This is a genomic window from Microbacterium ureisolvens (assembly GCF_015278315.1).
GTDB lineage: Bacteria > Actinomycetota > Actinomycetes > Actinomycetales > Microbacteriaceae > Microbacterium > Microbacterium ureisolvens.
The window spans coordinates 61,200-84,936 of the sequence record NZ_JADIJE010000002.1 but is presented as its reverse complement, the minus strand read 5'-3'; the positions used below and the strand labels follow the sequence as shown (position 1 = coordinate 84,936).

Annotated in this window: 24 protein-coding genes; 9 read left to right on the top strand and 15 right to left on the bottom strand. The window is 71.5% G+C overall.

Translation table 11 applies throughout. The features are described 5' to 3' along the window. Positions 1-13: 13 nt before the first annotated feature. Complete coding sequence (locus IM767_RS02735) at positions 14-484, bottom strand: hypothetical protein (protein WP_109208933.1); 471 nt, start codon at positions 482-484, stop codon at positions 14-16. 103 nt (positions 485-587) lie between these two features. On the opposite strand from IM767_RS02735, the gene cofG reads away from it, so the two are divergent. The 5 genes from cofG to IM767_RS02710 all read left to right on the top strand — a co-directional run bounded on the left by cofG (position 588) and on the right by IM767_RS02710 (position 6,739). Beyond that, positions 588-3,080, top strand: a complete 2,493-nt coding sequence (cofG, locus tag IM767_RS02730) for a 7,8-didemethyl-8-hydroxy-5-deazariboflavin synthase CofG (RefSeq protein WP_239453139.1) — start codon at positions 588-590, stop codon at positions 3,078-3,080. Continuing rightward, positions 3,077-4,558 (top strand): flavin-containing monooxygenase, encoded by a 1,482-nt coding sequence (locus IM767_RS02725; RefSeq protein WP_109208931.1) that lies wholly within the window; start codon positions 3,077-3,079, stop codon positions 4,556-4,558. Before cofG ends, IM767_RS02725 begins: the two co-directional genes overlap by 4 nt. After that, complete coding sequence (gene fgd, locus IM767_RS02720) at positions 4,555-5,568, top strand: glucose-6-phosphate dehydrogenase (coenzyme-F420) (protein ID WP_109208930.1); 1,014 nt, start codon at positions 4,555-4,557, stop codon at positions 5,566-5,568. The genes IM767_RS02725 and fgd overlap by 4 nt, the downstream gene beginning before the upstream one ends. Positions 5,569-5,660: 92 nt before the next feature. Beyond that, on the top strand, positions 5,661-6,308 hold the full coding sequence (gene cofC / locus IM767_RS02715) for a 2-phospho-L-lactate guanylyltransferase (RefSeq protein ID WP_239453137.1): 648 nt from the start codon (positions 5,661-5,663) through the stop codon (positions 6,306-6,308). Continuing rightward, the gene (locus IM767_RS02710) at positions 6,308-6,739 is read left to right on the top strand and encodes a cupin domain-containing protein (protein WP_109208928.1); all 432 of its coding nucleotides are present in this window, start codon (positions 6,308-6,310) and stop codon (positions 6,737-6,739) included. Before cofC ends, IM767_RS02710 begins: the two co-directional genes overlap by 1 nt. A 155-nt stretch (positions 6,740-6,894) precedes the next feature. Here IM767_RS02710 and IM767_RS02705 read toward each other — a convergent pair whose 3' ends face one another. The 7 genes from IM767_RS02705 to IM767_RS02675 all read right to left on the bottom strand — a co-directional run bounded on the left by IM767_RS02705 (position 6,895) and on the right by IM767_RS02675 (position 12,395). Then, positions 6,895-7,638: a sulfite exporter TauE/SafE family protein gene (locus tag IM767_RS02705; protein ID WP_239453136.1), complete on the bottom strand. Its 744-nt coding sequence runs from the start codon at positions 7,636-7,638 to the stop codon at positions 6,895-6,897. Position 7,639: 1 nt separating this feature from the next. Further along, a complete protein-coding gene (gene cofD / locus IM767_RS02700) occupies positions 7,640-8,623 on the bottom strand; it encodes a 2-phospho-L-lactate transferase (protein ID WP_109208926.1) in 984 nt (327 codons plus the stop codon). 7 nt (positions 8,624-8,630) lie between these two features. Next, positions 8,631-9,476, bottom strand: coding sequence for a uroporphyrinogen-III synthase (locus tag IM767_RS02695; protein WP_109208925.1), 846 nt, complete (start codon positions 9,474-9,476; stop codon positions 8,631-8,633). 183 nt (positions 9,477-9,659) lie between these two features. Continuing rightward, positions 9,660-9,959 (bottom strand): hypothetical protein, encoded by a 300-nt coding sequence (locus IM767_RS02690; protein WP_109208924.1) that lies wholly within the window; start codon positions 9,957-9,959, stop codon positions 9,660-9,662. Then, positions 9,949-10,350: a phage holin family protein gene (locus IM767_RS02685; protein WP_109208923.1), complete on the bottom strand. Its 402-nt coding sequence runs from the start codon at positions 10,348-10,350 to the stop codon at positions 9,949-9,951. The genes IM767_RS02690 and IM767_RS02685 overlap by 11 nt, the downstream gene beginning before the upstream one ends. A 4-nt stretch (positions 10,351-10,354) precedes the next feature. Then, the gene (locus tag IM767_RS02680; RefSeq protein WP_109208922.1) at positions 10,355-10,747 is read right to left on the bottom strand and encodes a hypothetical protein; all 393 of its coding nucleotides are present in this window, start codon (positions 10,745-10,747) and stop codon (positions 10,355-10,357) included. 100 nt (positions 10,748-10,847) lie between these two features. Next, positions 10,848-12,395, bottom strand: coding sequence for a protoporphyrinogen/coproporphyrinogen oxidase (locus tag IM767_RS02675; RefSeq protein WP_109208921.1), 1,548 nt, complete (start codon positions 12,393-12,395; stop codon positions 10,848-10,850). A gap of 53 nt (positions 12,396-12,448) precedes the next feature. Between IM767_RS02675 and IM767_RS02670 the strand changes: the two genes are divergently transcribed. Both IM767_RS02670 and IM767_RS02665 read left to right on the top strand, forming a co-directional pair. Continuing rightward, positions 12,449-13,045 carry an HhH-GPD-type base excision DNA repair protein gene (locus tag IM767_RS02670; RefSeq protein ID WP_109208920.1) on the top strand — a complete coding sequence of 199 codons (597 nt, stop codon included), beginning with the start codon at positions 12,449-12,451 and terminating at the stop codon, positions 13,043-13,045. Continuing rightward, a complete protein-coding gene (locus tag IM767_RS02665) occupies positions 13,045-13,467 on the top strand; it encodes a DUF1801 domain-containing protein (protein ID WP_109208919.1) in 423 nt (140 codons plus the stop codon). The genes IM767_RS02670 and IM767_RS02665 overlap by 1 nt, the downstream gene beginning before the upstream one ends. A 120-nt stretch (positions 13,468-13,587) precedes the next feature. Here IM767_RS02665 and IM767_RS02660 read toward each other — a convergent pair whose 3' ends face one another. Further along, positions 13,588-15,087, bottom strand: a complete 1,500-nt coding sequence (locus IM767_RS02660; RefSeq protein WP_162564200.1) for an HNH endonuclease — start codon at positions 15,085-15,087, stop codon at positions 13,588-13,590. Between the two features lie 112 nt (positions 15,088-15,199). Continuing rightward, complete coding sequence (locus tag IM767_RS02655) at positions 15,200-15,667, bottom strand: GNAT family N-acetyltransferase (protein WP_194398790.1); 468 nt, start codon at positions 15,665-15,667, stop codon at positions 15,200-15,202. Positions 15,668-15,877: 210 nt separating this feature from the next. On the opposite strand from IM767_RS02655, the gene IM767_RS02650 reads away from it, so the two are divergent. Together IM767_RS02650 and IM767_RS02645 are read left to right on the top strand one after the other, a co-directional pair. After that, positions 15,878-16,345 carry an NfeD family protein gene (locus tag IM767_RS02650; RefSeq protein WP_109208916.1) on the top strand — a complete coding sequence of 156 codons (468 nt, stop codon included), beginning with the start codon at positions 15,878-15,880 and terminating at the stop codon, positions 16,343-16,345. A 61-nt stretch (positions 16,346-16,406) separates the two neighbouring features. After that, the gene (locus IM767_RS02645) at positions 16,407-17,927 is read left to right on the top strand and encodes a flotillin family protein (protein WP_109208915.1); all 1,521 of its coding nucleotides are present in this window, start codon (positions 16,407-16,409) and stop codon (positions 17,925-17,927) included. Between the two features lie 174 nt (positions 17,928-18,101). Here the strand turns inward: IM767_RS02645 and IM767_RS02640 are convergent, their stop codons facing one another. From IM767_RS02640 to IM767_RS02620, 5 genes are all read right to left on the bottom strand, one after another. Continuing rightward, positions 18,102-18,341: a DUF3072 domain-containing protein gene (locus IM767_RS02640; RefSeq protein ID WP_109208914.1), complete on the bottom strand. Its 240-nt coding sequence runs from the start codon at positions 18,339-18,341 to the stop codon at positions 18,102-18,104. 69 nt (positions 18,342-18,410) lie between these two features. Then, entirely contained in the window at positions 18,411-19,220 is an 810-nt protein-coding gene (locus tag IM767_RS02635; RefSeq protein WP_109208913.1) for a VOC family protein, read from the bottom strand. A 113-nt stretch (positions 19,221-19,333) separates the two neighbouring features. Continuing rightward, entirely contained in the window at positions 19,334-20,719 is a 1,386-nt protein-coding gene (locus tag IM767_RS02630; protein WP_109208912.1) for a glycine--tRNA ligase, read from the bottom strand. A gap of 70 nt (positions 20,720-20,789) precedes the next feature. After that, on the bottom strand, positions 20,790-21,821 hold the full coding sequence (locus tag IM767_RS02625; protein WP_162564199.1) for a hypothetical protein: 1,032 nt from the start codon (positions 21,819-21,821) through the stop codon (positions 20,790-20,792). A gap of 11 nt (positions 21,822-21,832) precedes the next feature. After that, positions 21,833-23,710 carry a vWA domain-containing protein gene (locus tag IM767_RS02620; protein WP_239453134.1) on the bottom strand — a complete coding sequence of 626 codons (1,878 nt, stop codon included), beginning with the start codon at positions 23,708-23,710 and terminating at the stop codon, positions 21,833-21,835. Positions 23,711-23,737 lie beyond the last annotated feature (27 nt).

Genomic DNA, 23,737 nt, shown 5'->3' with positions numbered 1-23,737 from the left:
CAGGCCGGCGCCGTCAGGTGGCGGGGGCCGGAGCCGGAGCAGGGGTCTTGCGCTTGCGCAGCTTCTTCTCCGGAACGACCGGGATCGTGCCGGTCTCGGCGGCGATGTCGACCACGTCGACCGCCTCCTCGGCGACCTCGACGCGCAGCGCCTGCACGAGCGCGAGACCGTGGCGGGTCGTGAGGATGATGCGGTGGTACTCGGGGTGACCGTCGAGGTCGATCACGACGCTCGGCCGTCGCCGGCGGACCAGCGCGAAGTCGTCGCCGCCCGCGGAACGCCAGGTGCCCATCGCGATCACTCCGCGCACGAGCGTGCCGGGGCTGGGGATGCCGCGGAGCCAGGTCCACGCGTCGTCGGTGAGCTGCACCTTCGTGATCGCCGAGCGCTCGATGACGACATTCCCCTTGCGGAATGACAGCGCTCGCTCCGACAGCGACAGCACGACCTCGAGCTGCGTCGAGTCGAGCAGCAGCGTCACCATGTGCCCAGTCTGCCAGCGCGGGCGCCCGGAACCGGCCTCATTTGCTTACGGGAGGGCAACGATCCGCGACCCCGCCGCCCGCGCGCGGTGCAAGACTGGATCGGTGACCGTCGTGTCCCCCTCCGTCACCGAGCCCGTCGCCGCCGCCACCCCCGCCGCCGTCGACGCCGCGCTCGCACGCGCCGCAGCCGGCGAGCGCCTCGACGCCGGCGACGCCGAGACGCTGCTCGGTGCGACCGGGGAGCGGTTCGAGCGGCTGCTCGAGATCGCCGCGGAGATGCGGGATGCCGGGCTCGCGGCATCCGGTCGTCCCGGCGTGATCACGTACTCCCGCAAGGTGTTCGTGCCGCTCACCACACTGTGCCGCGATCGCTGCCACTACTGCGTCTTCGTCGACACGCCGGGGCAGCTGCTCAAGAAGCACAAGCCCGCGTACATGTCGCCCGAGCAGGTGCTCGCCGTCGTGCGGCAGGGACAGGCGATGGGCTGCAAGGAGGTGCTGCTCACCCTCGGCGACCGGCCGGAGGATCGCTGGCCGGAGGCGCGCGCATGGCTCGACGAGCACGGGTTCGCCTCGACGATCGAGTACGTCGCGCACATCGCGCGCCTGGTCACCGCCGAGACCGGCCTGCTCGCGCACGCCAACCCCGGCGTCATGAGCGCGGAAGAGCTGCGGATGCTGCGGCCCGTGGCGCCGTCGATGGGGATGATGCTCGAGACGACCTCGCGCCGGCTGTTCGAAGAGCCGGGGCAGGTGCATTTCGGCTCGCCCGACAAGGATCCCGCGGTGCGGCTCGCCGTGATCGACGACGCCGGTCGTGAGCGCGTGCCCTTCACCACCGGCATCCTCGTCGGGATCGGCGAGACGATCCGCGACCGCGCCGACTCGCTCATCGCGATCCGCGACGCGCACGAGCGCCACCGGGTCGAGGGCGCCTCCGGGCGTGGCGCGCAGGGTCACGTGCAGGAGGTGATCGTGCAGAACTTCCGCGCGAAGCCCCGCACCGCGATGCAGTCCGCGCCAGACGCCGACCTGCTCCAGTACGTCGCGGCGGTCGCCGTCGCCCGGCTCGTGATGGGCCCGCGGATGCGGATCCAGGTGCCGCCCAACCTCTCCGACCCTGCCGAGTTCGGCCTGCTCGTGCGAGCCGGCGCCGACGACTGGGGCGGGGTATCGCCCCTGACGGCCGACCACGTGAATCCCGAGCGCCCCTGGCCGCACCTCGATGACCTCGCCCGCATGACCGGGGAGCTCGGGTTCGAGCTGCGCGAGCGCCTGACGGCCCAGCCCGAGTTCGTGCTCGACGCCGAGACGTGGATCGACCCCGGCCTGCGGCCCGCCGTGGCCGCGCTCGCGGACCCGGAGACCGGCCTCGCGGCGGTCGGCGTCGAGAACCCACGCGATGCTGTCGAGCATCCAGGAGGCACGCCGGTCGACGACGCCTCCGGCGTCCCTTCGGGCCCTGATCTCCTGAGTTCTCGACAAGGGCGAGGGGTCCGGCGGCTTGCCGAGGCCGCGGCGGCCGACCCGGCCGCGCTCGACGACGCGGAGTGGGTCGCACTCCTCGAGGCGACCGGCGACGACCTCGACGCGCTGGCGGCGACCGCCGACGACGTGCGCCGCTACACCGTGGGCGAGGCGGTCACCCTGGTGGTGAACCGCAACCTCACCTCGAGCGGCCTGCGCACCAGGGCGACCGACGACCCGACGACCTTCACGCTCGACGACGTCGGCGCCATCGCCGCCGACGCGTGGGAACTCGGCGCCACGGAGCTCTGCGTCCAGGGCCTGCTCCCCGCCGACGATGAGCCGGCGGGCTACCTCGAGATCGCGCGCGCCGTCAAGGCGGCGACCCCCGGCATCCACCTCCACGCCTACCGCCCGCAGGACGTGCGCGACCTCGCCGACCGCGGCGGCCTCGGGCTCGAGGGCGCACTCGCCGCGCTGCGCGAGGCCGGCGTCGACACCGTGCCGGGCACGGGCGTCAAGGTGCTGAGCGAGCGCGTGCGTCAGCTCGTCGCTCCGGCCGACCTCGAGATCGACCGCTGGATCGAGGGCATCACGGCAGCCCATCGGGGCGGCTTCCGGTCGACGAGCGTGCTGTTCTACGGTCACGTCGAGACCGCGGCCGAGCGCGTCGCGCACCTGCGCCGGCTCATCGCCATCCAGGCGGTGTCGACGGACTCAGCGACCGGCGGCGGCTTCAGCGAGTTCGTGCCGATCCCGCTCCCCGGGCCCGCGGGCGGAGTCCCGCTCGTCCCGGGTCGCGCGCCGATCGACGAGCACCGCGCGATGGTGGCGGTGTCGCGCCTGCTGCTGTCGGGCAGCATTCCGCACGTGCAGATCCCGTGGACGCGCCTCGGGCGCGAGGCATCCGTCGTCCTGCTCCAGTCCGGCGGCGACGACCTCGGCGGCACGCTTCTCGACGGCCGGGTGAAGCCCGAGGCGGGCATCGAGCAGGGACTCGAACTGCCGGTGACGGATGCCGCGGCCATGGTCGCGCGGCTGTTCCGGCCGTTCCGCCTCCGCACCACCACGTATGGCACACCGCACCCGGTCGGTGAGCCCATCGAGCCGCGGGGCCCGGAAGCATGATCCGCGTCGAGGTCGCGATCGTCGGGGCCGGATTCGCCGGCATCGGCGTGGCCTCCGCTCTGCGCCGCGCGGGCCGCGAGGACTTCGTCGTGCTCGAGCGCGCGGCATCCGTCGGCGGCACGTGGCGCGACAACACCTACCCGGGCGTCGCGTGCGACGTGCCCTCGCACCTGTACGGGTTCGCGGCGCACCCGAACCCGTCGTGGTCGGGCACGTACGCGAAGGGCGCCGAGATCCATCGGTACCTCGACCGCGTCGTCGACGCCGAGGGCCTGCGGGATCGGCTGCGCCTGAATACCCCGATGCGGACGGCGCAGTGGGATGCCGCGCACGACGTGTGGCGCATCAGCACCGGGTCGGCGCCTGACGCCGACACCATCGTCGCCGACGTGCTCGTGCTCGCGTGCGGGAGGCTGACGGAGCCCACCATTCCGCGGATCTCGGGCCTCGAGCAGTTCCCGGGGCCGCTGTTCCACTCCGCGCGGTGGGACCACGACGCCGACCTCGCCGGAGCACGTGTCGGCGTCGTCGGCACGGGGGCCAGCGCGGTGCAGATCGTGCCCGAGCTCGCGCGCACGGCCGCGCACGTGACGCTGTTCCAGCGGACCCCGGCGTGGATCGTCCCGCGCGGCGGCGATGCGTACTCCGACGCCGACCGGGCCCGGTTCGCGGCGACCCCGCAGGCGCTGGAAGCGCTCCGCGTTGAGCTCTACGCCGAGGGGGAGGCGCGCTTCGCATCGCGCTCGGGCGACTCCGCGGCCGCGGCGGAGGCCGAGGCCGTCGCCTGTGCCCACCTCGCCCGGCAGGTCGCCGACCCCGCACTCCGCGCCGCGCTCACGCCGGACTACGCCTTCGGCTGCAAGAGGGTGCTGCTCTCGGACGAGTTCTACCCGGCGGTCGCCTCCGACGCTGTGACCCTCGTGCCGGAGGCGCTGGCCGCGGTCGAAGGCTCCGCGCTCATCGCCTCCGACGGATCGCGCCACGAGGTCGACGCTCTCGTCCTGGCGACCGGCTTCGCCTCGACCCGCCAGCCGTACGCCCAGCTCGTCACGGGCGAGGGCGGCGTGACGCTCGCCGACCACTGGTCAGCAGGCATGACGGCGTTCGCCTCGACGGTCGTCGCCGGCTTCCCCAACCTCTTCGTGCTCAACGGCCCGAACGCCTCGCTCGGCCACTCCTCGTCGGTGCTCATGATCGAGGAGCAGGCCGGTTACGTCACGCGCGTGCTCGACCGCCGGGCGGGCCGGGTGCTGCGCGTCGATCCCGCCGCCGAGCGGACCTACACCGACGAGATTGCGCGGGCGGCGGCATCCACCCGCTGGATGACCGGCGGATGCCGCAACTGGTACGTCGACGAGCGCTCGGGCCGGCTCGCCTTGCTGTGGCCGGGCACGGTCGACGCGTTCCGTGAACGGCTCGCCCGCGCCGACGGCTCGGAGTTCCTGCCCGCCCCCGCTCTGGAAGGGAGCACCGCATGACTGTCCCCCTGCGCTTCGGCTACAAGGCCTCGGCCGAGCAGTTCGGCCCGGCCGAGCTGCTGGACTACGCGATCCAGGCCGAGGAGGCCGGGTTCGACTCGGTCTTCATCTCGGACCACCTGCAGCCCTGGCTGCACGACGGCGGCCACGCTCCTGCATCCGTTCCGTGGCTCGGCGCGCTCGGCGCGAAGACCTCGCGCGTGCTCATCGGCACGTCGGTGCTGACTCCGACGTTCCGCTACAACCCGACCGTCGTCGCGCAGGACTTCGCGACGCTCGGCGTGATGTACCCGGGGCGGGTGATCCTCGGCGTCGGCACCGGCGAAGCGCTCAACGAGGCGAACCTCGGCATCACGTGGCCCGAGCCGCCCGAGCGGTTCCAGCGGCTCAAGGAGGCGATCGGCCTCATCCGCCGCCTGTGGTCGGAGGACCGCGTCAACTTCGACGGCACGTACTATCACGCGCACAACATCACGATCTACGACAAGCTGCCCGAGCCCGTGCCGATCTACATCGGCGCCGCAGGCCCCGCCGCGACGCGGCTGGCGGGACGCATCGCCGACGGCTTCATCACGACGAGCGGCAAGAAGCGCGAGCTCTACACCGACACGCTGCTGCCGGCGCTCCACGAGGGTCTCGAGAAGGCCGGTCGCGCGCCCGATGCGATCGACACGCTGATGGAGATCAAGGTGTCGCTCGCGCAGACCCTCGACGAAGCGCGCGAGAAGACCCGTTTCTGGGCGCCGTTGGCCCTCACCCCGGAGGAGAAGATGGGCGTCGACGACCCCATCGAGATGCAGCGGCTCGGCGAGGCCCTGCCGATCGAGCGGGCTGCGTCGCGCTTCATCGTGTCGGACGATCCCGACGAGCACGTCGAGCGCATCGGCTGGTACATCGACCTCGGCTTCCGGCACCTCGTCTTCCACGACCCCGGCCACGACCAGGGCACGTTCCTGCGCATGTACGGCGAAGAGATCCTGCCGCGCCTGCGCGCGAAGTACGGCGCGTGACGCCGCTGTTCGGCAGGCGGCGGCGGAACTCCACGGATCCGCATGCCGTCCGGCCCGTTGCGGGCGCCCCGGCGGCGGAAACCGCCGCATCCGTGGAGTTCCGCCGAGCACGGTGGATCGTCGTCGTTCCGGTGAAACGGGCGGCCCGCGGCAAGTCGCGGCTCGACGTGCCCGGCGCGGACCGCGCCGCGCTCGCCCACGCGATCGCGCTCGACACGATCGAGGCGGCGGCTCGGTGCGAGCTCGTGCTGCAGGTCGTCGTCGTGTCGGACGATCCCGCGCTCGCGCGGGAGGCGGCGATGATCCCCGCGCTCCGTTTCGTTCCCGAGGGCGAGCCCCGCGGCCTCGACGCGGCGGTCGCGACGGGCGTGGCGGCGCTCGATCCGCAGGGGCGGATGCCGCGCGCCGCGCTCCTCGGCGACCTCCCGTCGCTGCGGCCCGGTGATCTCGCCGACGCGCTGCGGGCCGCGGCATCCGTCGACCGCGCCGTCGTGGCCGACGCCGAAGGCACCGGCTCGACGCTCGTGACCGCCGCCCCCGGCGTGGAGTGGAGGTCGTCGTTCGGCGACGGCTCGTTCGCCCGGCATGTGGCGCTCGGCTGCGAGGCGCTGGCGGTGACGGATGCCTCGACCCTGCGTCGCGACGTCGACACGGCCGATCAGCTCGAGGCTGCGCGCGCCCTGGGTCTGGGTCCGCGCACGGCCGCGCTGCTGGCCTCCCTCCCGGATAGCCTGACCTGATGAGCGACTACGAGGTGCTGGAGATGGGTGGGCTCGACCAGTGGCGGGCACACTACGGCGGGTTCACACCGGAGAGGTCGCGTGATGGCCGGCGCATCGTCGACCACGAGCTCACGATGCAGTACATCGGCATGAGCGCGAACGCGTTCGAGCCCGGTGAGGAAGCGGGCTACTGGCACGTGCACGAGCGCATCGAGGAGGTCTACGTGTTCCTCGCCGGCCGCGGGCAGATGGCCCTTGACGACGACCTCGTCGACGTCGGTCCCGGCACCGTCGTGCGCGTCGGTCAGGGCGTCTTCCGCACGTGGCGCGCACTGCCCGACAGCCCGGAACAGCTGCGCTGGCTGTGCCTTCGCGCGGGCGGTCAGGAGCTTCCGGAGTTCCCCGACGACAGCCGGCGTGCGCCCGAGCGCCCGTCCCCGTGGGCGTGAGACCGCGCGGGACGCGGCATCCGTCACCCTCTCGCTGTGACGAGATCAGGTGATGTCACCGTGGTAGGACGATCGGCGCCGAAACCTCCTGCGCCCGCGACATCACCGGATCCGGTGACGGATGCCGCGACCGCGCCCGCTCCCGATGACCGGGGTCAGACGATCAGCAGGTAGACCGCGCCGACGATCGTGAAGACGATCACGAGCCTCTCGAACAGGCTCTGCGGCATGCGGTCGGCGAGCCAGCGGCCGAGAAAGGCCGCGGCGACGACCAACGGCACGAGCACGAGGTTGATGAGCAGGCCCGGCACCGTGATGATCCCGATGCCGATCGAGAACGGCACCTTGAACAGGTTCACGATGGCGAAGAACCACGCGGCGGTGCCGAGGAAGGCCTTCACCTCGAAGCGCGCCGCGAGGAAGTACATCGACATCACCGGACCGGCGGCGTTCGCCACCATGGTGGTGAAGCCGCCGAGCGAGCCGTAGGTCGCGGCAGCGACGCGGTGCGAGCCGCCGCTCTCGACGCCCGAGGCGAACCGCCGGCGCAGCAGAGTGATCGCGATGACGGCGAGCAGGATGACCCCGATCGACTTCTTGACCCACACGTCGTCGGTGAACCACAGGAACACCACCCCCAGCAGCACGCCCACCACCACCGCGGGCGCGAGCCGGAGAAGCGTCCGCCAATCGGCATGCCGGCGGTACATCGTCACGGCGAAGATGTCGGCGACGATCAGCAGGAGCAGCAGGACGCCTGTCGACTGCTTCGCCGGCAGCACGGCGGCGAAGATCGCCACGGCGATCGTCCCGGCACCCGGCACGGCGGTCTTCGACAGTCCGACGACGACGGCGCCGACGGCCAGGAGCGCCCACGCCCACCACGCGAGTTCCGGCACGTCACACTCCGGCGGCGTCGAGCGCCGCCGCTCCGAGAGCGGCGCTGCGCGCGGCATCCGTCATCCACAGCGGACGGACGAGCGGACGGATGCCGAGCCCGGACACCTCGTCGGCAGCGGCCTCGTCCTCCTCGGCGAGCAGCCAGGAGTCGAGCAGCCCCTCACGCTCGCGGGCGCCGTACAGCGCGGCGACGGCCGATGCGGAGGTCTCGACGCCGATGGCGGTGAGGCAGACGTCGGCCATGCCTCGCACGACCTTGCCGCCGATGATCGGCGAGACGCCGACGATCGATGCGTCCGTCGCACGCAGCGCCTCGCGCATGCGCGGCACGGCGAGGATCGGACCGATCGACACGACAGGGTTCGAGGGTGCGATCAGCACGGTGTCGGCCTCGGCGATCGCCTCGGCCACTCCGGGCGCGGGCGCCGCCGCCTCGATCCCGGGGTTCTCGAAGCGCGCCGGAGCGAGCGTGGCGCGGTAGCGCGTCCACCACTCCTGGAAGTGCAGGCGCGATCCGTCCTGGAGGACGACGACCGTGTCGACCTCGGCGTCGGTCATCGGCAGCAGCCGGGCCCCGAGGTCCCAGCGGAGCGACATCCGCTCCAGCACCTGCGTCGGGGCGAGGCCGTCGCCCAGCCAGCCGGTGCGCGCGAGATGGGTGCCGAGGTCGAGGTCGCCGAGCGTGAACCAGGGCCAGCCCGCGCCCCACTCCTGCAGCTCGTGGTTGACGCGCTCGCTGTCGCCCTGCCGGCCCCAGCCGCGCTCGGTGTCGTTGACGCCGGCGAGCGCGTACGTGATCGAGTCGACGTCGGGCTGGAGCCGGACGCCCGACAGCCACAGGTCGTCTCCGGTGTTGACGACGACGGTCAGCGCGGCGGCGGTGTCGTCGATTCCGCGGGCGCGGAGGGCGGCGCGGACGCCGAGGACGAAGCGGGAGCCGCCGACTCCGCCCGCGAGCACGACGATTCGGGGCGTGCCGGTCACGTGGGCGTCAGCCTCGGCGGTCGGCGCGCAGCTGCGGCAGCACGCCGGTCTTGGGGGCGAATTCGTCGGCGGCGTGCGGCAGCGAGAACTTCGCCACGGCGTCGATGAGCGCGTCGACGGTCTGCGCGTCGGCGATCACGTCGACGTCGAGGCCGGCACGGCGCGCATCTTTGGCGGTGCGCGGGCCGATCGCGGCGATGAGGGTGGTCTCGGGGATGTCGGGGAACTGCTCGTGCACCTGCTGGGCGACCGAGCCGCTGGTCACGAGGATCGCGTTGATGCGGCCGGACTGCACGTCCTCGGCGATGCGCTCCGTGACGGGGACCCCGACCGTGCGGTACGCGACGACGCTGCGGACGCGGTGACCGGCGGCGGTGAGCATCCGGGTGAGGACGGGCTTCGCGATCTCGCTGCGGAGGGTGAGGATGTCGCGGGCCTGCGGCTCGAGCGCGATGAGCTGCTCGGCCATGCCGGCGGCGGAGTTGTCGCGTTCGGGCACCAGGTCGACGCGGTAGCCGACCGCGAGGAGCGCGGCGGCGGTCGTCTCGCCGACGGCGGCCACCTTGGTGGATGCCGGCACGACGGCCCGGTACGCGTAGAGCACGTCGACGGTGGTGGCGCTCGTCACGGTGAGCCAGTCGAACTTGCCGGCGGCGAGGTCGGCGAGGGACTCTTCCAGCGCCGCTTGATCGTTCGTGGGCGCGAAGTTGATGAGGGGGGCGATGACCGGGGTGGCGCCCTGGCGGCGGAGGGTCGCAGCGACGCCGTCGCCCCAGGGTCCGCCGCGGGGCACGAGGACGCGCCAGCCGGTCAGTGGTTTGACGGACTGCTGCTGTGCTGCGGCGGTGTTCATAAGGGGGTCGACTCTCGATGGTGCTCAGTCGGCCGCCCTAGACGATGAGGCAGCCGATGCGCGATTCGAATCGGGTTCGCGCGATCGGCAGCATACGCACCATTGCACTGCCTTGCTTCACGAGCATACCCCTGATCGCAGCGGGTGCGACCCGCGCCCTGTGCAGAGCGCGGGGGCGGGCCGTCAGCGGGTGTAGAGACGGACGAAGCCCCACACGGCAGCGCCCACGGCGACGGCGCCCGCGATGACCGCAACGGCCGTCAGCGCAGGATTGCGGCGCTGGAAGGCGCGCGCCTTGTCGATTCCGTCGTCCACGGCGATGCCGACGCGTCGCGGCACGTTGGCCTTCTCTTCGATGGCGGCCAGCGCCGCCTTCAGCTCGGTCCTCGCCTGCTCGACGGGGTCGTCGATGCCGAAGGGGACGGCGGTGCGCGGCAGCACCACGCGGGACTTCGACAGCGGCACGGGCGCGTCAGAGCTCATCGCGCACCTCCTTCACGTCCAGGGCGATCGACTGCACGGGGTTCTGCCTCTCACCGATCTTCTGGAACCGGCGGTAGCCGATGAACGCGAACACCGCCGCGAGCAGCAGCGCAGCGACGAAGACGATGAGAGCGGCGGCCCACACCGGCATCCACAGTGCCAGCAGGGCGATGAAGACGGTTCCCAGCGCCGGCACCGACCAGAAGAGCACGAACAGCGCGAGGAAGACCCAGAGCGCACCCCAGCCGCCGTCCTTCGCGGTGCGGGCGAGCCAGGCCTTGGCCGCTTCGATCTCCGCGATGACGAGGTTGCGGACCAACTCCGGGATCTCACCCAGCAGGGTGAGCAGGCTGTCGTCCGCGCGGTCGCGGAAGCCACGAGGAGTCGTCATGACGTCAGGCCCCGCCGCGGCCGTTCTGGGAGGCGTCGTCGTCGATCGCGTCGTCGACCGCGTCCTTCACCGCCTTGGCCGAGGTCTGCGCCGCCGTCTCCACGTCATCGGCCGAGTCCTTGCCGACCTTGATCGCGGCGTCGAGTCGCTGCCCGGGCGTGCCCTTGGATCCCGCGGCCTGCGTCACCTTGACGGCCGACTCCCACAGCTGCGACGGCAGAGCCATCGCCTGAGACTTCGCGAAGTCCTTCACCTTGTCGACCTGCGTCTGCACCGGCTCGGCGTTCCAGACCTTCAGCCACTGCGCCTTGATCTGCTCGTAGCGCTCGCGGCCGGCACGACTGCCGAGCACGTACCCGATCGCGATCCCGACGACGAGTCCTGCCTTGCCCTTCATGAGGTCTCCTCACGCTCGGTGTTGCCCCTGACGACCATCCCAGGTTAGCCCTGTATGCCGATTCCGGCATCCACCCTTGACACCGGTCGCCGCCGCGTGCTCACCGAGCCGCGGAACCGCCCCACAGCACGGCTCGCCGCAGTCGGTCTGTCTCCTCGTGCGCGTCGGCGACCACCTGCGCGAGCCCGCTCCCCGACAGCCACGCGCCGACCGCCGCGATGCCCGGCGCCCGGCCGATGGCGGTGCGGACCTCAGCGGTCCGTTCGCGATGGCCGATCTTCGACGCGGGCGGCACGAGCGTGTATGAGGCGCAGTGCGCGTCGATGACCCGGTCTTCGCCGAGCCGGACTCCGAGGAGAGCGGATGCCTCGGCTGCGGCGATCCTCGCCGCCTCGGCGTCGCTGAGACCCGCGGTCGCCGGTGCGGGGCCGTCGCTTGGGCTGGAGCCGCCGAAGGCGACCCGCAGCAGGTGGCGGCCGGGTCCGAGGTCGCGGGCGAGCCACTCCCAGCGGGCCGTCTCGTGCACGAGGCCTGTCGCCCGCGAGGAACCCGGCACGGCGTGCAGGTGCACGCCGCGGGGGCCCCCGTCGAGCGCGCGCGCCTCCACCAGGAGCGTGACGACCTCGCGGGCGACGCCCGCCGGAGATGCCTGCGCGAATGCGGGATCTCCGAGCACCGGGCCGAGCAGACTCCGCGCCGCCGCCTCGTCGGTCGCGATCACCAGCGCATCGGCCGCCAGCGGGCCGGGCGTCTCGCTGTCCGCGCCACCAGCCGCGGCGGCCGGGACGACGTCGGCGGCCGCGTTCGCGCCCGCTCCCCCGTCGAGCTCGACGATCCACCCGCCATCCGAGCGTGCGAGCCTCGTCGCCCGCGCCCCGGTGCGGATCTCGACCACGCGCTCGGCGAGCCGCTCACGAAGAGCGGCGACGAGGAGCGGCATCCCGCCTTCGAGTCCTTCGATCGTGGGACCGCCGCCGTCGACGCGCACGTCGGCGACCGCACCGCCGAGCCAGCCGGTGCGAGTCAGCGCGGTGCTCAGCCCGGGGGCTGCGACCTCGACGTCGACGTCTTCGGGAAGAAGACCGAAGCGGTCCACCGTGAGCGGAGCGACGAGCCGGTCGCGCACCTTGTCGCCCATGCGTCCGCGCACGAGTCGGCCGAGACTGCGCTGAGTGCCGATGGTGAGCGGCGGACGCAGTCGATCGAGATACGCGCGCCACGTGCCGCCCCAGCCGATGATCCGGCGGACGCTCTCGTCCCACGGATTCGCGGGGATGCCCAGCACCTGCTCGACCGGCAGGGGCGCCGCAGCCCCCTTGGCGAGGCCCCCGATCCAGTCGCTGTCGTCGCGCGGACGCACGATCGCGGCATCCGGCAGCACCTCGTCCACCAGCCGCCGCACCGCTCCGCCGCGCGTGGACCAGCAGGTCGCGCCGACCTCGACCGCTCGGCCGCCCAGCTGAGTCGACGCGATCGTGCCGCCGAGGCGAGCGGATGCCTCCACCACCGTCACCGCCATGCCGACCTTCGCGCACTCCCAGGCGGCGACGAGTCCGGCGATGCCGCCGCCGATCACGACCACGCGCGTGTGACGGGCGTGGTCGACGAGGTCCTGGAGGGGTTCAGCCGCGTCGGTCACGGCATCCATCCTCCCATCCGCCCTCCGTGCCGCCGCGGGACGGACGGTGGGAGACTGGGGCCATGACGCTCCACATCACGGGCGACGCCGCCGCCGATCAGCTGCTGACCGACGACCCGCTCGCGCTCCTCATCGGGATGCTCCTCGACCAGCAGGTCGCGATGGAGACGGCGTTCGCCGGACCGCTCAAGATCTCGGAGCGGGCGGGGACGCTGGATGCTGCGGCCCTGTCGACGTTCGACCCGGAGGCGTTCACCGAGCTGTTCAAGGCGACGCCCGCCGTGCACCGGTTCCCGGGCTCGATGGCGGCCCGCGTGCAGGCGCTGTGCGCCGCGGTCGATCAGGACTGGGGCGGCGACGCGTCGGCCATCTGGACCCGGCCGGGGGCGTCCGGCGAAGCTCCGGACGGCGCGACGGTGCTGAAGCGCCTCAAGGCGCTGCCGGGGTTCGGCGAGCAGAAGGCGAAGATCTTCCTCGCGCTGCTGGGCAAGCAGTACGGCTACGCCGGCGAGGGCTGGCGCGAGGCCGCCGGCGCGTACGGGGAAGAGGGTTCGTTCCGCAGCGTCGCCGACATCGTCTCGCCCGAGTCGCTGACGAAGGTGCGCGAGTACAAACGCGCCATGAAGGCCGAGGCGAAGAGCGGAGGGGGCGGGGTCTGATGCGCAAGACCGGAGGCGACGTCGACGAGTTCGTCGCCGGCGTGAAGCCGGCGAAGCGGCAGCGGGATGCGGTCGCCATGATCGAGCTGCTGCGCGAGGTCACCGGACGCGAGCCCGAGCTGTGGGGCACGATCGTCGGCTTCGGATCCTGCCGCTACCGCTCTCCGTCCGGCACAGAAGGAGACGCGCCCATCGCCGCGTTCGCACCGCGGCGAGAGTCCACCACGGTGTACACGCTGCGAACCGAGGCGCACGGGGAGCTGCTGTCGAAGCTGGGGCCGCACGAGACCGGCGTCAGCTGCCTCTACATCAAGGATCTCGAGGCGGTCGACGCCGACGTGCTGCGCGACATCGTCGCGGAGGACTACCGCCGCGTGCTCGCGGGCGAGACCGGCGACGTGCGCTACACCGTCACCGACTGACCGAAGGTGCGGAGGACGCGAAGACGCGGAGGGCGGTCGCACCCGCCGTCGGGCTGATTCGGGCTCGCGGCACCGGGCACCCTAGCGAGTGCGCCTTGAGCGGAGCGGGCGCACCTGGGATCAGAACGGGGCGGCTCCGTCGTACGGTGCCGCCAGAAGTCGCGCGAAGACGCTCGATGGGACGAACTGCACGGCCGACGTCGGCTTGTCGACATAGCGGCGCCGCGTGGGACTGATCCACTCGAGGACTCCCCCGCCCAGCTGACGCACTCGCCACGCGGTCGCGTGCTTGACGGTGTGATGTCGGCGACAGATGTGAGCGAGATTGTCGTCGCTGGTCGCTCCGCCCTTCGCGCGGTCGATCGTGTGGTCGATGTCTGCGCGCTTCGGCCGGTGCGGGCATCCGGGGAACCGGCACCGCTGATCGCGGGCGCGGAGGAATCTGCGCAGCGCCGCGGTGGGACGATAGCGATCGACCGCCATCGGGAGCCCGCTGTGCGGGTGGAACATCACGCGATCCCAGCCGGGCGCTCCGGCCGCGAGTTCGCAGGCTGTCGCGCGATCGATCGGACCGTAACCGGCGAGCAGCGCAGGCTCGTTGCTCTTACCCGCCGCAGTGAGCACCGGAACCGTGATCTGCACCTCCGCGCGGATGGAAGCCAGTACGTCGCCGTGACCTGTCGGCGCGCCGGTGAGCACCAGATCCGCGAAGATGTCGGCGCGGAGCTCGTCCAGCGCTCGCTCCTCAGATCGTGGCCGGGTGGTCAGCCGCGGCGCTTGTCGATCACCCGCGGATCGCTCACCAGGGCGAGACGACTCCGCGACGCCGGCTTCGAGAATGATCAGCGACGGACCCTCTCGCTCGCCCTCAATCGGTACCGCGGGGCGAGACGGCTCAGCGTCGCCGACCACCTGGAGGGCCGTCGATTCCCGTTCCTCGCCGTCGCTCACAACCACGGCCCGTTCGGCGTCACGCTCCTTCTCAGCCATTCGAGTGAGTCGGTCGAAGATCGCGTGCGCCAGAACGGCGGGGAGGTCGGCGAGCAGCCGCGCCATACCGTCTTCGAGATCGATCAGCCGGATGCGACGCAGCCCGACGGCTCGGCTCCGAAGCTCCTCCGCCAGATCGGGGTCGATGCGCGCCGCAACGACTCTAGCGATGGCTCGAAGCCGGGGCGGAGTCTCGAACCCGGCCGCCTCCAGCATGATGCGCTCGTACTGCTCGCGCATCGTGGGATCGCCGATCGAAGCTCCGGCATCGACGATGGCCGAAGCGTGGGCAAGATCGATGCGCCCTTCGCGCAGCTGCGCGAGCGTCGCGGCGAACGACTCACGCAGCGTGCTCGCCGCCGACATGCGCGCCTGGACGGTGCGGTCGCTCAGCCGCATGGCCGCGCCGAGCTCTGCGGAGATCTCACGAAGCGGCAGATCGTGGGGCGTCTTGCGCCCTGCATCCCGCCGGGCCTGCTCGCGCGCGCGAACGATGTCGGCGGCATCCGTGAGAAGTCGCGCCTCTTTCGCCTGCAGACGCGCGATCCGTGAGCGAGTCGTCTGCACGTCGGCGACGACCCGCTCGAGCGCAGTTCGGCCGGCGTCGTCGTTGTCGGCTCGTTTGCCCATGATGCTCCCGCAGAACAGCACCACGCAGGGTGCGACGGAAGACCGAACGAAGTGGGCACGAGTTCGATCTCTGCCCTCATTCTAGAACATAAGTTCGAATCTGGCAAGCGTTTCAGCGCACTCCATCGTCCGTCAGCGTCCGCCTCCAGGCGGTCTCACGGTCGAGCTGACCGCTCGACCGGAAGAGCCGCACCTGGTGGGTCTCACCCAGCACGTGAGCGAGGTCGTGGCGGTCGGCTGGCTCGAACGCGAGGCTCTGCCAGAACGGGCCCGACCGGCGGCTGAAGAGCCAGGCCGTCGTCGCCCCTTCCGCGGCTGCGCGATACAGCGCGAACCGCGCGAGCGCGCTTCCCCTTCCCCTCGAACGCTGCGCAGGGTTGACGGCGACGCTGCGGATCAGGGCATGTCGGCCGTCACCGCTCACCTCGTAGCCGGTGCTGCCGACGACGGCACCCTGCTCATCCCGCGCGAACCACAGCCGTACTCCCGGAGCGTCCAGCCCACTAGAGGTGAGATCGACTTCGCTCAGGAACGCCGCAACGGCCGCGACATCGCCCGGACCGCATCGCTCGAGACGCACTCCGCCAGTCAATCACCGGATCGATGCGACGGATGCCTCACCTCCACGGCCGGCGCGCGTCATCCGCACTCCGCGCCCATCCTCCACCGCCCATATCGGGACGCTTCGGAGCAGGTTCTCCACATCCTGCGCCCGATTGGACACCCGGTCCCAACAACTGGCTAGGGTGGGGGAACCCGCCCGGATCCGCCCACTCGCCATGGAGACACCGTGCTGCCCTTCCTCATCGTCGGAGGCGTCGGCCTCGCCGTCCTGCTGATCTCGCTCATCGTCGGCGACATCTTCGACCACTTCGACATCGGGGACGGCGCCATCTCGGGCACGGCGCTGGGCATCGCGGCGGTCGTATTCGGGGCATCCGGCGCACTCATCACCACCAACGGGCTCGACACCATCTGGGCCTACGTGCTGGCGGCGGTGCTCGCCATCGTCGCGTACGTCATCGCGGTGGTGTTCGTGAAGCGTCTGACGAAGAGCTCCGACGGCGTGCCGGCCTCGGCTCTGGGCCTCTCCGGCGTCACCCGCTCGACGATCTCCCCCGCCGGAGGCGAGGTGAGCCTCGACGGCCCGCACGAGGTCGAGCGTCGCCTGGCGTACGCCGACGAGACCATCGCCGAGGGCGTGCGCGTACGCGTCGTCGAGCACTCCGGCACCCGCGTCAAGGTCGTCGCGGAGTAGATCCCCCCGCGGTCAGGGCCGGGAAGCCCCGGGCCGCGGCATCCCTCGAGAAAGGTCGTCCATGACGAACGAGCTCATCCAGATCATCGCGGTCATCGCCCTCGTCGTGGCAGTGCTCGGGCTGATCACCTTCATCGCGCGGCGCATCCGCCGCGTGCCCCCGAACGAGGCTCTCGTCATCGTCGGACGCGGAGCCGGGCGGCCGGCTGCCGGTGAGACCGGCAGCGGGCAGCGCGTCGTGATCGGAGGCCGCACGTTCGTGTGGCCGATCCTCCAGCAGGGCTTCTCGATCTCGCTCGAGCAGCGCCAGATCGGCATCACCGTCGAGGGCGTCGACAAGAACCGGATCAAGATCGCGATCAAGGCCTCGATCAACTTCAAGGTCTCGGGCACCGAGGACGGCGTGCGCCGCGCGGCCCAGCGCTTCCTTTCGCAGCAGGACCTCCTGACCGAGATCATCAAGGAATCGCTGGAGGGCTCGCTGCGCTCCATCGTCGGCGACATGACGATCGAGCAGATCATCTCGGACCGCAAGAGCCTCTCGGACCGAGTCGTCGCCGAGACCAAGGCCGACCTGGTCGAGCAGGGCCTGCAGGTCGACCTGCTCAACATCAGCGACATCTCCACGCCGGGCAGTGACTATCTCGCCAACCTTGGCCGCGCGGAGGCGGCACGCGCCCGCCAGGTCGCCGAGATCAGCGAGGCCGAGGCGTCGCGCGCCAGCGAGTTCGCCCGCATCGAGGCCTCCGAGCAGATCGCTGAGCGCCAGAAGGCGCTGGCCCTCAAGCAGGCGACCATCAAGGCCGAGACCGACCGCGCTAACGCAGAGGCACAGGCGGCCGGACAGCTCGCGACCGCCGAGCAGGACAAGCTCGTCGCCGTGCAGGAACGTGAGGCGCTCACCGAGCAGGCGCTCGTGACGCAGGAGCGCCTCGACATCGAGATCCGCAAGCCGGCCGAGGCGCAGGCATACGCCGAGGTGCAGCGGGCGACCGCCCTCCGCGACGCCGCGAACGCGGCCACCGAGGCCGACGCCTTCAAGCGGACGAAGATCGCCGAGGCGAACAAGGTCGCCGCCGTGCAGGACGCCGAAGCCGCCGCGACCGCGGTGCGCTTCTCGGGTGAGGCCGAGCGCGACAAGCAGGTCGCGCTGGCCGCCGGTATCCGCGCCGAGGGTGAGGCCCGCGCGTCCGCGATCCAGGCCGAGGGTCTCGCAGAGGCCGCGTCGACCGACGCCAAGGCGCTCGCGCTTCAGAAGTACGGCGAGGCGGCCCTGGCGCAGGAGATCATCTCGCGCCTGCCCGACATCGTGCGCGCCGCGGCCGAGCCGATCGCGTCGATCGACAAGCTCACCGTCGTCTCGACCGACGGTGCGTCCGAGATGACCAAGACGGTCGGCAAGGTGCTCGGCGAGGGAACCGAGGTCGTCAAGGGCCTCACCGGGCTCGACCTCAACACGCTGCTGCAGTCGTTCGCGCTGAAGACGGCCGGTGCGGACGCCCTCGCCGCCGCCGACGACGCCCGCGACGTCGCGAAGACCGCGGCCAAGGGTGTCGTGAAAGCCGGCGGCTCCGCCGGCTGAGCTCGTCGCACGAAGCGCCCGGTCCACGTGGGCCGGGCGCTTCGCCATGTTCGCGCACGCGCGGTCTCTACGGGGCCGGCGCTTCACGGTGCGAGAGCCCGCGGGGCCCAGCGGGCGCCTCGGGCCTTCAAGCGCCGGGCGTGCCGCCCCGCGTGCGTGCGGGCGGCGGGCGGTCTACTGCACGCCTCGGCCGGTCTTCTGCTGCAATCGCTCGATGTGCTCCGAGGCCTCGGCCTTGGTGATGCCGGCCGGGATCTCCTCGCCCGCCTCGCGCGCCAGCGTGTCGAGGTAGCTGCGCTGCGCGGCCGTGATCGGCTCATCACCGGTCACCCACTCCGACGGGTCCTTCTCGGCCGGGTTGTCGCCCGTCCGGCGGGCGCCGAGGACTTCTTCTGCGTCATTGGAATCGGACATATGTGCGACGCTAGTCCGGTCGTGCGACATCGGGTGCGGGGTTGACAACCTGGCCGCAAGGCGTCCGCTTCACTCGGGCGGAGTGAACTGGCTGACGATGAACTTCCCGCCCGCGGGATCCGCGACGACCGCTTCGCGCGTCCAGGCAGTGTCGGTGGCGGAGTGGACCCGGCCGCCCAGTGCCTCTACCTGCGCCACCGCATCATCGCGATCCGCCACGGTGAAGATGATCCACCACCGCGCACTCTCGTCGCTCGGGGTGAAGCCGGCGACGACATCGGCGAAGCCCGGCGGCGCTGAGGCTTGGCGCTCATGGATGCCCGGGTCGATCGTCGACGCGAGGTGATCGCCGTAGCCGGGCAGGCGGAACATTCCGGCACCGAGATCGGCGGAGACCTCCCAGCCGAAGACGTCACGGTAGAAGCGCTGCGCCGCCGCGGGATCCGGGGCGTGCAGGTCGCTGAAACTCCATGCCCCCGGTACGTTCGCGACCTGCGCGCCCGGCCGGCGCCGCGGCTGCCACAGCCGAAAGACCGCACCCTGCGGGTCGGCGCACGTCGCCATGCGGCCTCCGGGGCCTGCGTCCTCCGGTGCCTCGAGCACACGCCCGCCGGCGTCCGCCACGGCCGTCGCAGTCGCGTCGGCATCCTCGGTGGCGATATAGCTCATCCACTCCGCGCGATCACCCGCGGCGAGCGCCGCCGCATCCTCGCCGTCGAGCGTTGCGATGAGATAGGCGCCCGGAGCGCCCGACGGCATCGCGTCGTGGAACTCCCAGCCGAAGAGCCCACCGTAGAAGCGCGTCGCCGCCTCGAGGTCGGGAGCGGTGACGTCGACCCAGCAGGGGACGCCGGCGGGGTATGTGCGCGGTTCGGGCATGGGCGTTACCCTTCTCACCGTTCGTCACCGACCCTAGGCGGTGCCGCCGACACGACGGAGAAGGCGCCCCCTCGACCAACCCAGGCCCGGGGGCAGGCGGACCGAACCGGAGGTCAGGCTCCGCGCAGGCGCTCGGCGAGGTAGTCGTGCAGCCCCTCGAGCGGGACGCGCTCCTGACCCATCGTGTCGCGGTCGCGCACCGTGACGGCGCGGTCGTCGAGGGAGTCGAAGTCGACGGTGACGCAGAAGGGCGTGCCGATCTCGTCCTGACGGCGGTAGCGGCGGCCGATGGCGCCGGCGTCGTCGAAGTCGATGTTCCAGTCGCCGCGGAGCTGCTCCGCGACCTCCCGAGCGATCGGCGAGAGCTGCTCGTTGCGCGACAGCGGGAGCACAGCCACCTTCACCGGCGCCAGGCGCGGGTCGAGCTTCAGCACGGTGCGGGTGTCGGTGCCCCCCTTGGCGTTCGGCGCCTCCTCCTCGTGGTACGCGTCGACGAGGAACGCCATCATCGCGCGGGTGAGGCCGAACGACGGCTCGATGACGTACGGGATGTACTTCTCGCCCGAGGCCTGGTCGAAATACGACAGCGACTGACCCGACGCCTCCGAGTGCGAGCCCAGGTCGTAGTCGGTGCGGTTGGCGACGCCCATGAGCTCACCCCACTCCTTGCCGGCGAAGCCGAAGCGGTACTCGACGTCGATCGTGCCGTCGGAGTAGTGCGCGCGCTCGTCTTCCGGCACGTCGAACCGGCGCATGTTGTCGGGGTCGATGCCGAGGCCGACGAACCAGTCCCAGCACTCGTCGACCCAGTGCTCGAACCACTCCTGCGCCTCGGCGGGCGGCACGAAGTACTCGATCTCCATCTGCTCGAACTCGCGCGTGCGGAAGATGAAGTTTCCGGGGGTGATCTCGTTGCGGAACGCCTTGCCCACCTGGCCGATGCCAAACGGCGGCTTCTTGCGGCTCGCGGTGAGCACGTTCGAGAAGTTCACGAAGATGCCCTGCGCGGTCTCGGGACGCAGGTAGTGCAGGCCCGACTCGTCGTCGACGACGCCGAGGTAGGTCTTCACCAGACCGGAGAAGGCCTTGGGCTCGGTGTACTGCCCCTTCGTGCCGCAGTTCGGGCACGGCACGCCGGCGAGCCCGCCCTCGGGCGCCCGGCCCTTGCGCGCCTCGAAGTCCTCGACGAGGTTGTCGGCGCGGAAGCGCTTGTGGCAGTGGAGGCACTCCACGAGCGGGTCGGTGAACGTGGCGACGTGACCGGATGCCTCCCACACGCGCTTGGGCAGGATGATCGAGGAGTCGAGGCCGACCATGTCGCCGCGGCCGCGCACGAACGTCTGCCACCACTGCCGGCGGATGTTCTCCTTGAGCTCAGTGCCGAGGGGACCGTAGTCCCACGCCGACCGGGATCCGCCGTAGATCTCACCGGCCTGGAACACGAACCCGCGGTGACGGGCGAGGGCGATGACTTTGTCGAGGCGAGACTGCTCGGCCACGGTGGCTCCAATGGTCGGGAGGGGGATGCACGAGGGTGCGGGATGCCGCGGATCTCGGCATCCGTAGAGTCTAGTCGGCGCGCGGGATGGGGCCGGTCTCGCCGTCCGCGCGCTCGAAGGCGCGGTCCCACTCCTGCAGCTCCTTGCGCCGGCCGATGAGGCCGTCCAGCGACACCTGGAAGTGCAGCCCGCGCCGGGCGTTGACCTGCTTGATGTTCTCGACCAGCTCGGAGGAGAACGACGACAGTGCCGTGCGCACCTCGCGCACCCGGTCGCCCGGCTCGTCCCACAGGTCGGGATGCTCCAGGATGTCGAGCAGATAGTCCCGGTCGAGCGCGGCGGTGAGCTTGCGCAGCGTCTCGCCGTATTCCACGGCGGCCGTCGCGCGCTGGCCCTCGTCGCCCTTGCGGTCCAGACGGTCGAAGAGCTCGGTGGCGTTCTCCGCGACGAGCGAGACCTCGGCGCTCACCTCACCTGCGACGGGATTCCCGGATGCCGCGGCCGCCGCGTACTCACCGCTCAGCGCACGCAGCCGCGCGACGAGCGGGCGAACGGTGTCGGGCAGCGGGGCGTGCCGGTTCTCGCCGCGGCTCCTGCGGCGCGAGCGGCTGACGCCCCAGACCGCCACGCCGGCGGCCAGGACGACGGCAACGGTGAGCACCCCGCCGATGATCGGCCCGCCGCCTACGCCGTCGTCGCCGGCGCCGGCGGCATCGGACGCCGCGATCACGCCCTGGACCGTCTCGGTGAGCGCAGCCTCGAGCGAGTCGGTCGACTGCTCGGCCTGGTTGGCGATGCCCATCGCCTCACCCTGCCCCAATGCGTGGGAGCCGGCCCACAGGTCGTCGCCGACCGCGACGATCACCGTCTCGCAGTCCGGATGCGCCGTCGCGATCTCGCGCACGATGTCTGGCCCGGATGCCTCCAGCAAGGCGTTGTCCGACAGCACCGCGATGCCGATCGAGGCGTCGCCGACCTGCTGCGCCAGGGTCGCCTCGAGCGCGTCGGCGTCCGGCACCTCGGGTGAGACGTAGATGTTGTCGACCTCGATGCCGTCGATCGCGTCGTCGACGTAACCCTGCCCATCCGCCGCGTACATCACGCTCCCGCCGCTCAGAAGTTGTTGATCACGGACGCGAAGACGAGGTCGATCTTCGCGGCGTCGGACGCGTCGAACCACTGCCCGCCGGTGGCCTCGGCGATCCGCTGCAGGGCGCCGGCATCGGCGCCCTCGCCGTAGGCGATGGGGAAGATGCGCACCGGCGCCTCGTCGCCGCCCTCGCGGGCGGACCCGCCGATCTTCGCGATGAGCGAGTCGAGCGAGATCGTCGAGTCGGTGTCCTGACCGTCCGACAGCAGCACGATCGCGTTGATGCGCCCGGGCTCTGCGCGCTCGAGCATCTCGTCGTACGCCGCGGCGATCGCGTCGTAGAGGGGCGTGCCGTCGCGGTGGGCGAAGCGCAGGTCCTCGAGCGACGCATCCACCGATTCGCGGTCCGACGCGAGGGGCTCGACGTTGCGCAGGACGACGATGTTCTCGCCCGCCTCGGACTCCACCCCGGTGGTGAACGCCCACACGCCGACCTCGTCGGAGGAGCGGAAGTGGCCGAGCGTCGCCTGCGCCCCCTCGATGGCGCCGTCGAGCTTGGAGCGCCCATCGCCGATCGCCTCGTCCATCGAGCCCGAGATGTCGATGACCTCGAGCACCGACGACGGCTTGCGGATCTGCGTCCACTGGTCGATCGCGGCCGAGACGACCTCGACGGCGGGCTTCGGCAGCGTGACAGCGGGACCCGCGGGATCGACGCCGTACTCGGCCGTGAAGAGGTCGCCCAGCGGCACCGACGCGTCCAGGGGACGGAAGCCGTACTCCGGCAGGATCTCCTGCGCCGCATCCGTCTGCAGGAAGGCGGCGAACGCGGCGCCCGCGTCGGCCTGCTCGGGCGTCACCCAATCGACGCCGAGCACGGTGATCGGGTTGTCGGACCACATCGAGCCGCCCGACGGGTACACCGCGACGAGCTTCTCCTTCGGCGGCGTGAGCGTCTCGCCCGGCTGCACGGTGTGCGAGTCGGGGTTGCCCTGGTTGTAGTTGAGGAGCGAGGTCTCTTCGAGCGCGACCGCCGACACGTAGCCCGAGCCGCCCGCGCCGTTCTGCGTCTCGTCATACAGGCGCGTCAGCACCTTTCCGGTGGTGTCGCCGTAGTGGATCACGCACTCCTCGAACACGCGGGAGAACTCGGCGGCGGCGGCCACGTCGTCGGCGGTGAGATCGGCGGTCTTGCCGGATGCCTCGTACGACTGCATCAGGATCGCCGAGAGTCCGGTGGTCGACGTGTTGGGATTGGTCTTCGAGATCTTGAACGACCCCCACAGCGGTTTGCCGACACTCGCCCAGCCCTGCGGATCCTGGCACAGCGCCTCGAAGTCGGCGATGCCGATCTCCGAGTCGGGCCACCCGAGGGCCTCCGCCATGGTCTCCGGCACGCCGAACACGACGGGCGTGTGGGTGAAGGACTCGGGCTCGCCGACGAGGGACGCCGACGCCGCCGCCGCGACCCGATCGGTCCACACCGTCGAGGCAGGTGACCACATGGTGGGCCAGCGGCGCGTGTCGTCGTCGGGCCAGTCGCCGCCGGCGGTCAGGAACCGCGTGGCGTCCCCCGACGAGACATTGATGGGGTGCACGGTCGCGCATTCCTCGAGCTGCTCGTGCTGGGACGACTCCTTGAACGCGTCCGCCAGGGCGTCGAGCATGTTGACCTTCTCCGACGAGGTCGCCACGACGACGCTCGTGCAGCCGTCGTCCGCGAAGTCGCCGTCGGCGGAGTCACCGCCTCCGTCGGAGGTCGCTCCGAAGCAGCCGGTCAGGGCGAGGATCGCAGAAGTCAGCATGGCGCCGGCAGCCGCCGCGCGCGCGGCCCGGCGACCGCTCGGGGTCGGCATCGACAGCGAGGAGCGGGTGGACGGTCGCAGGGGGCGAGGGACCATGGGTCCAGAGTAAGTCCCCGGCCCTCC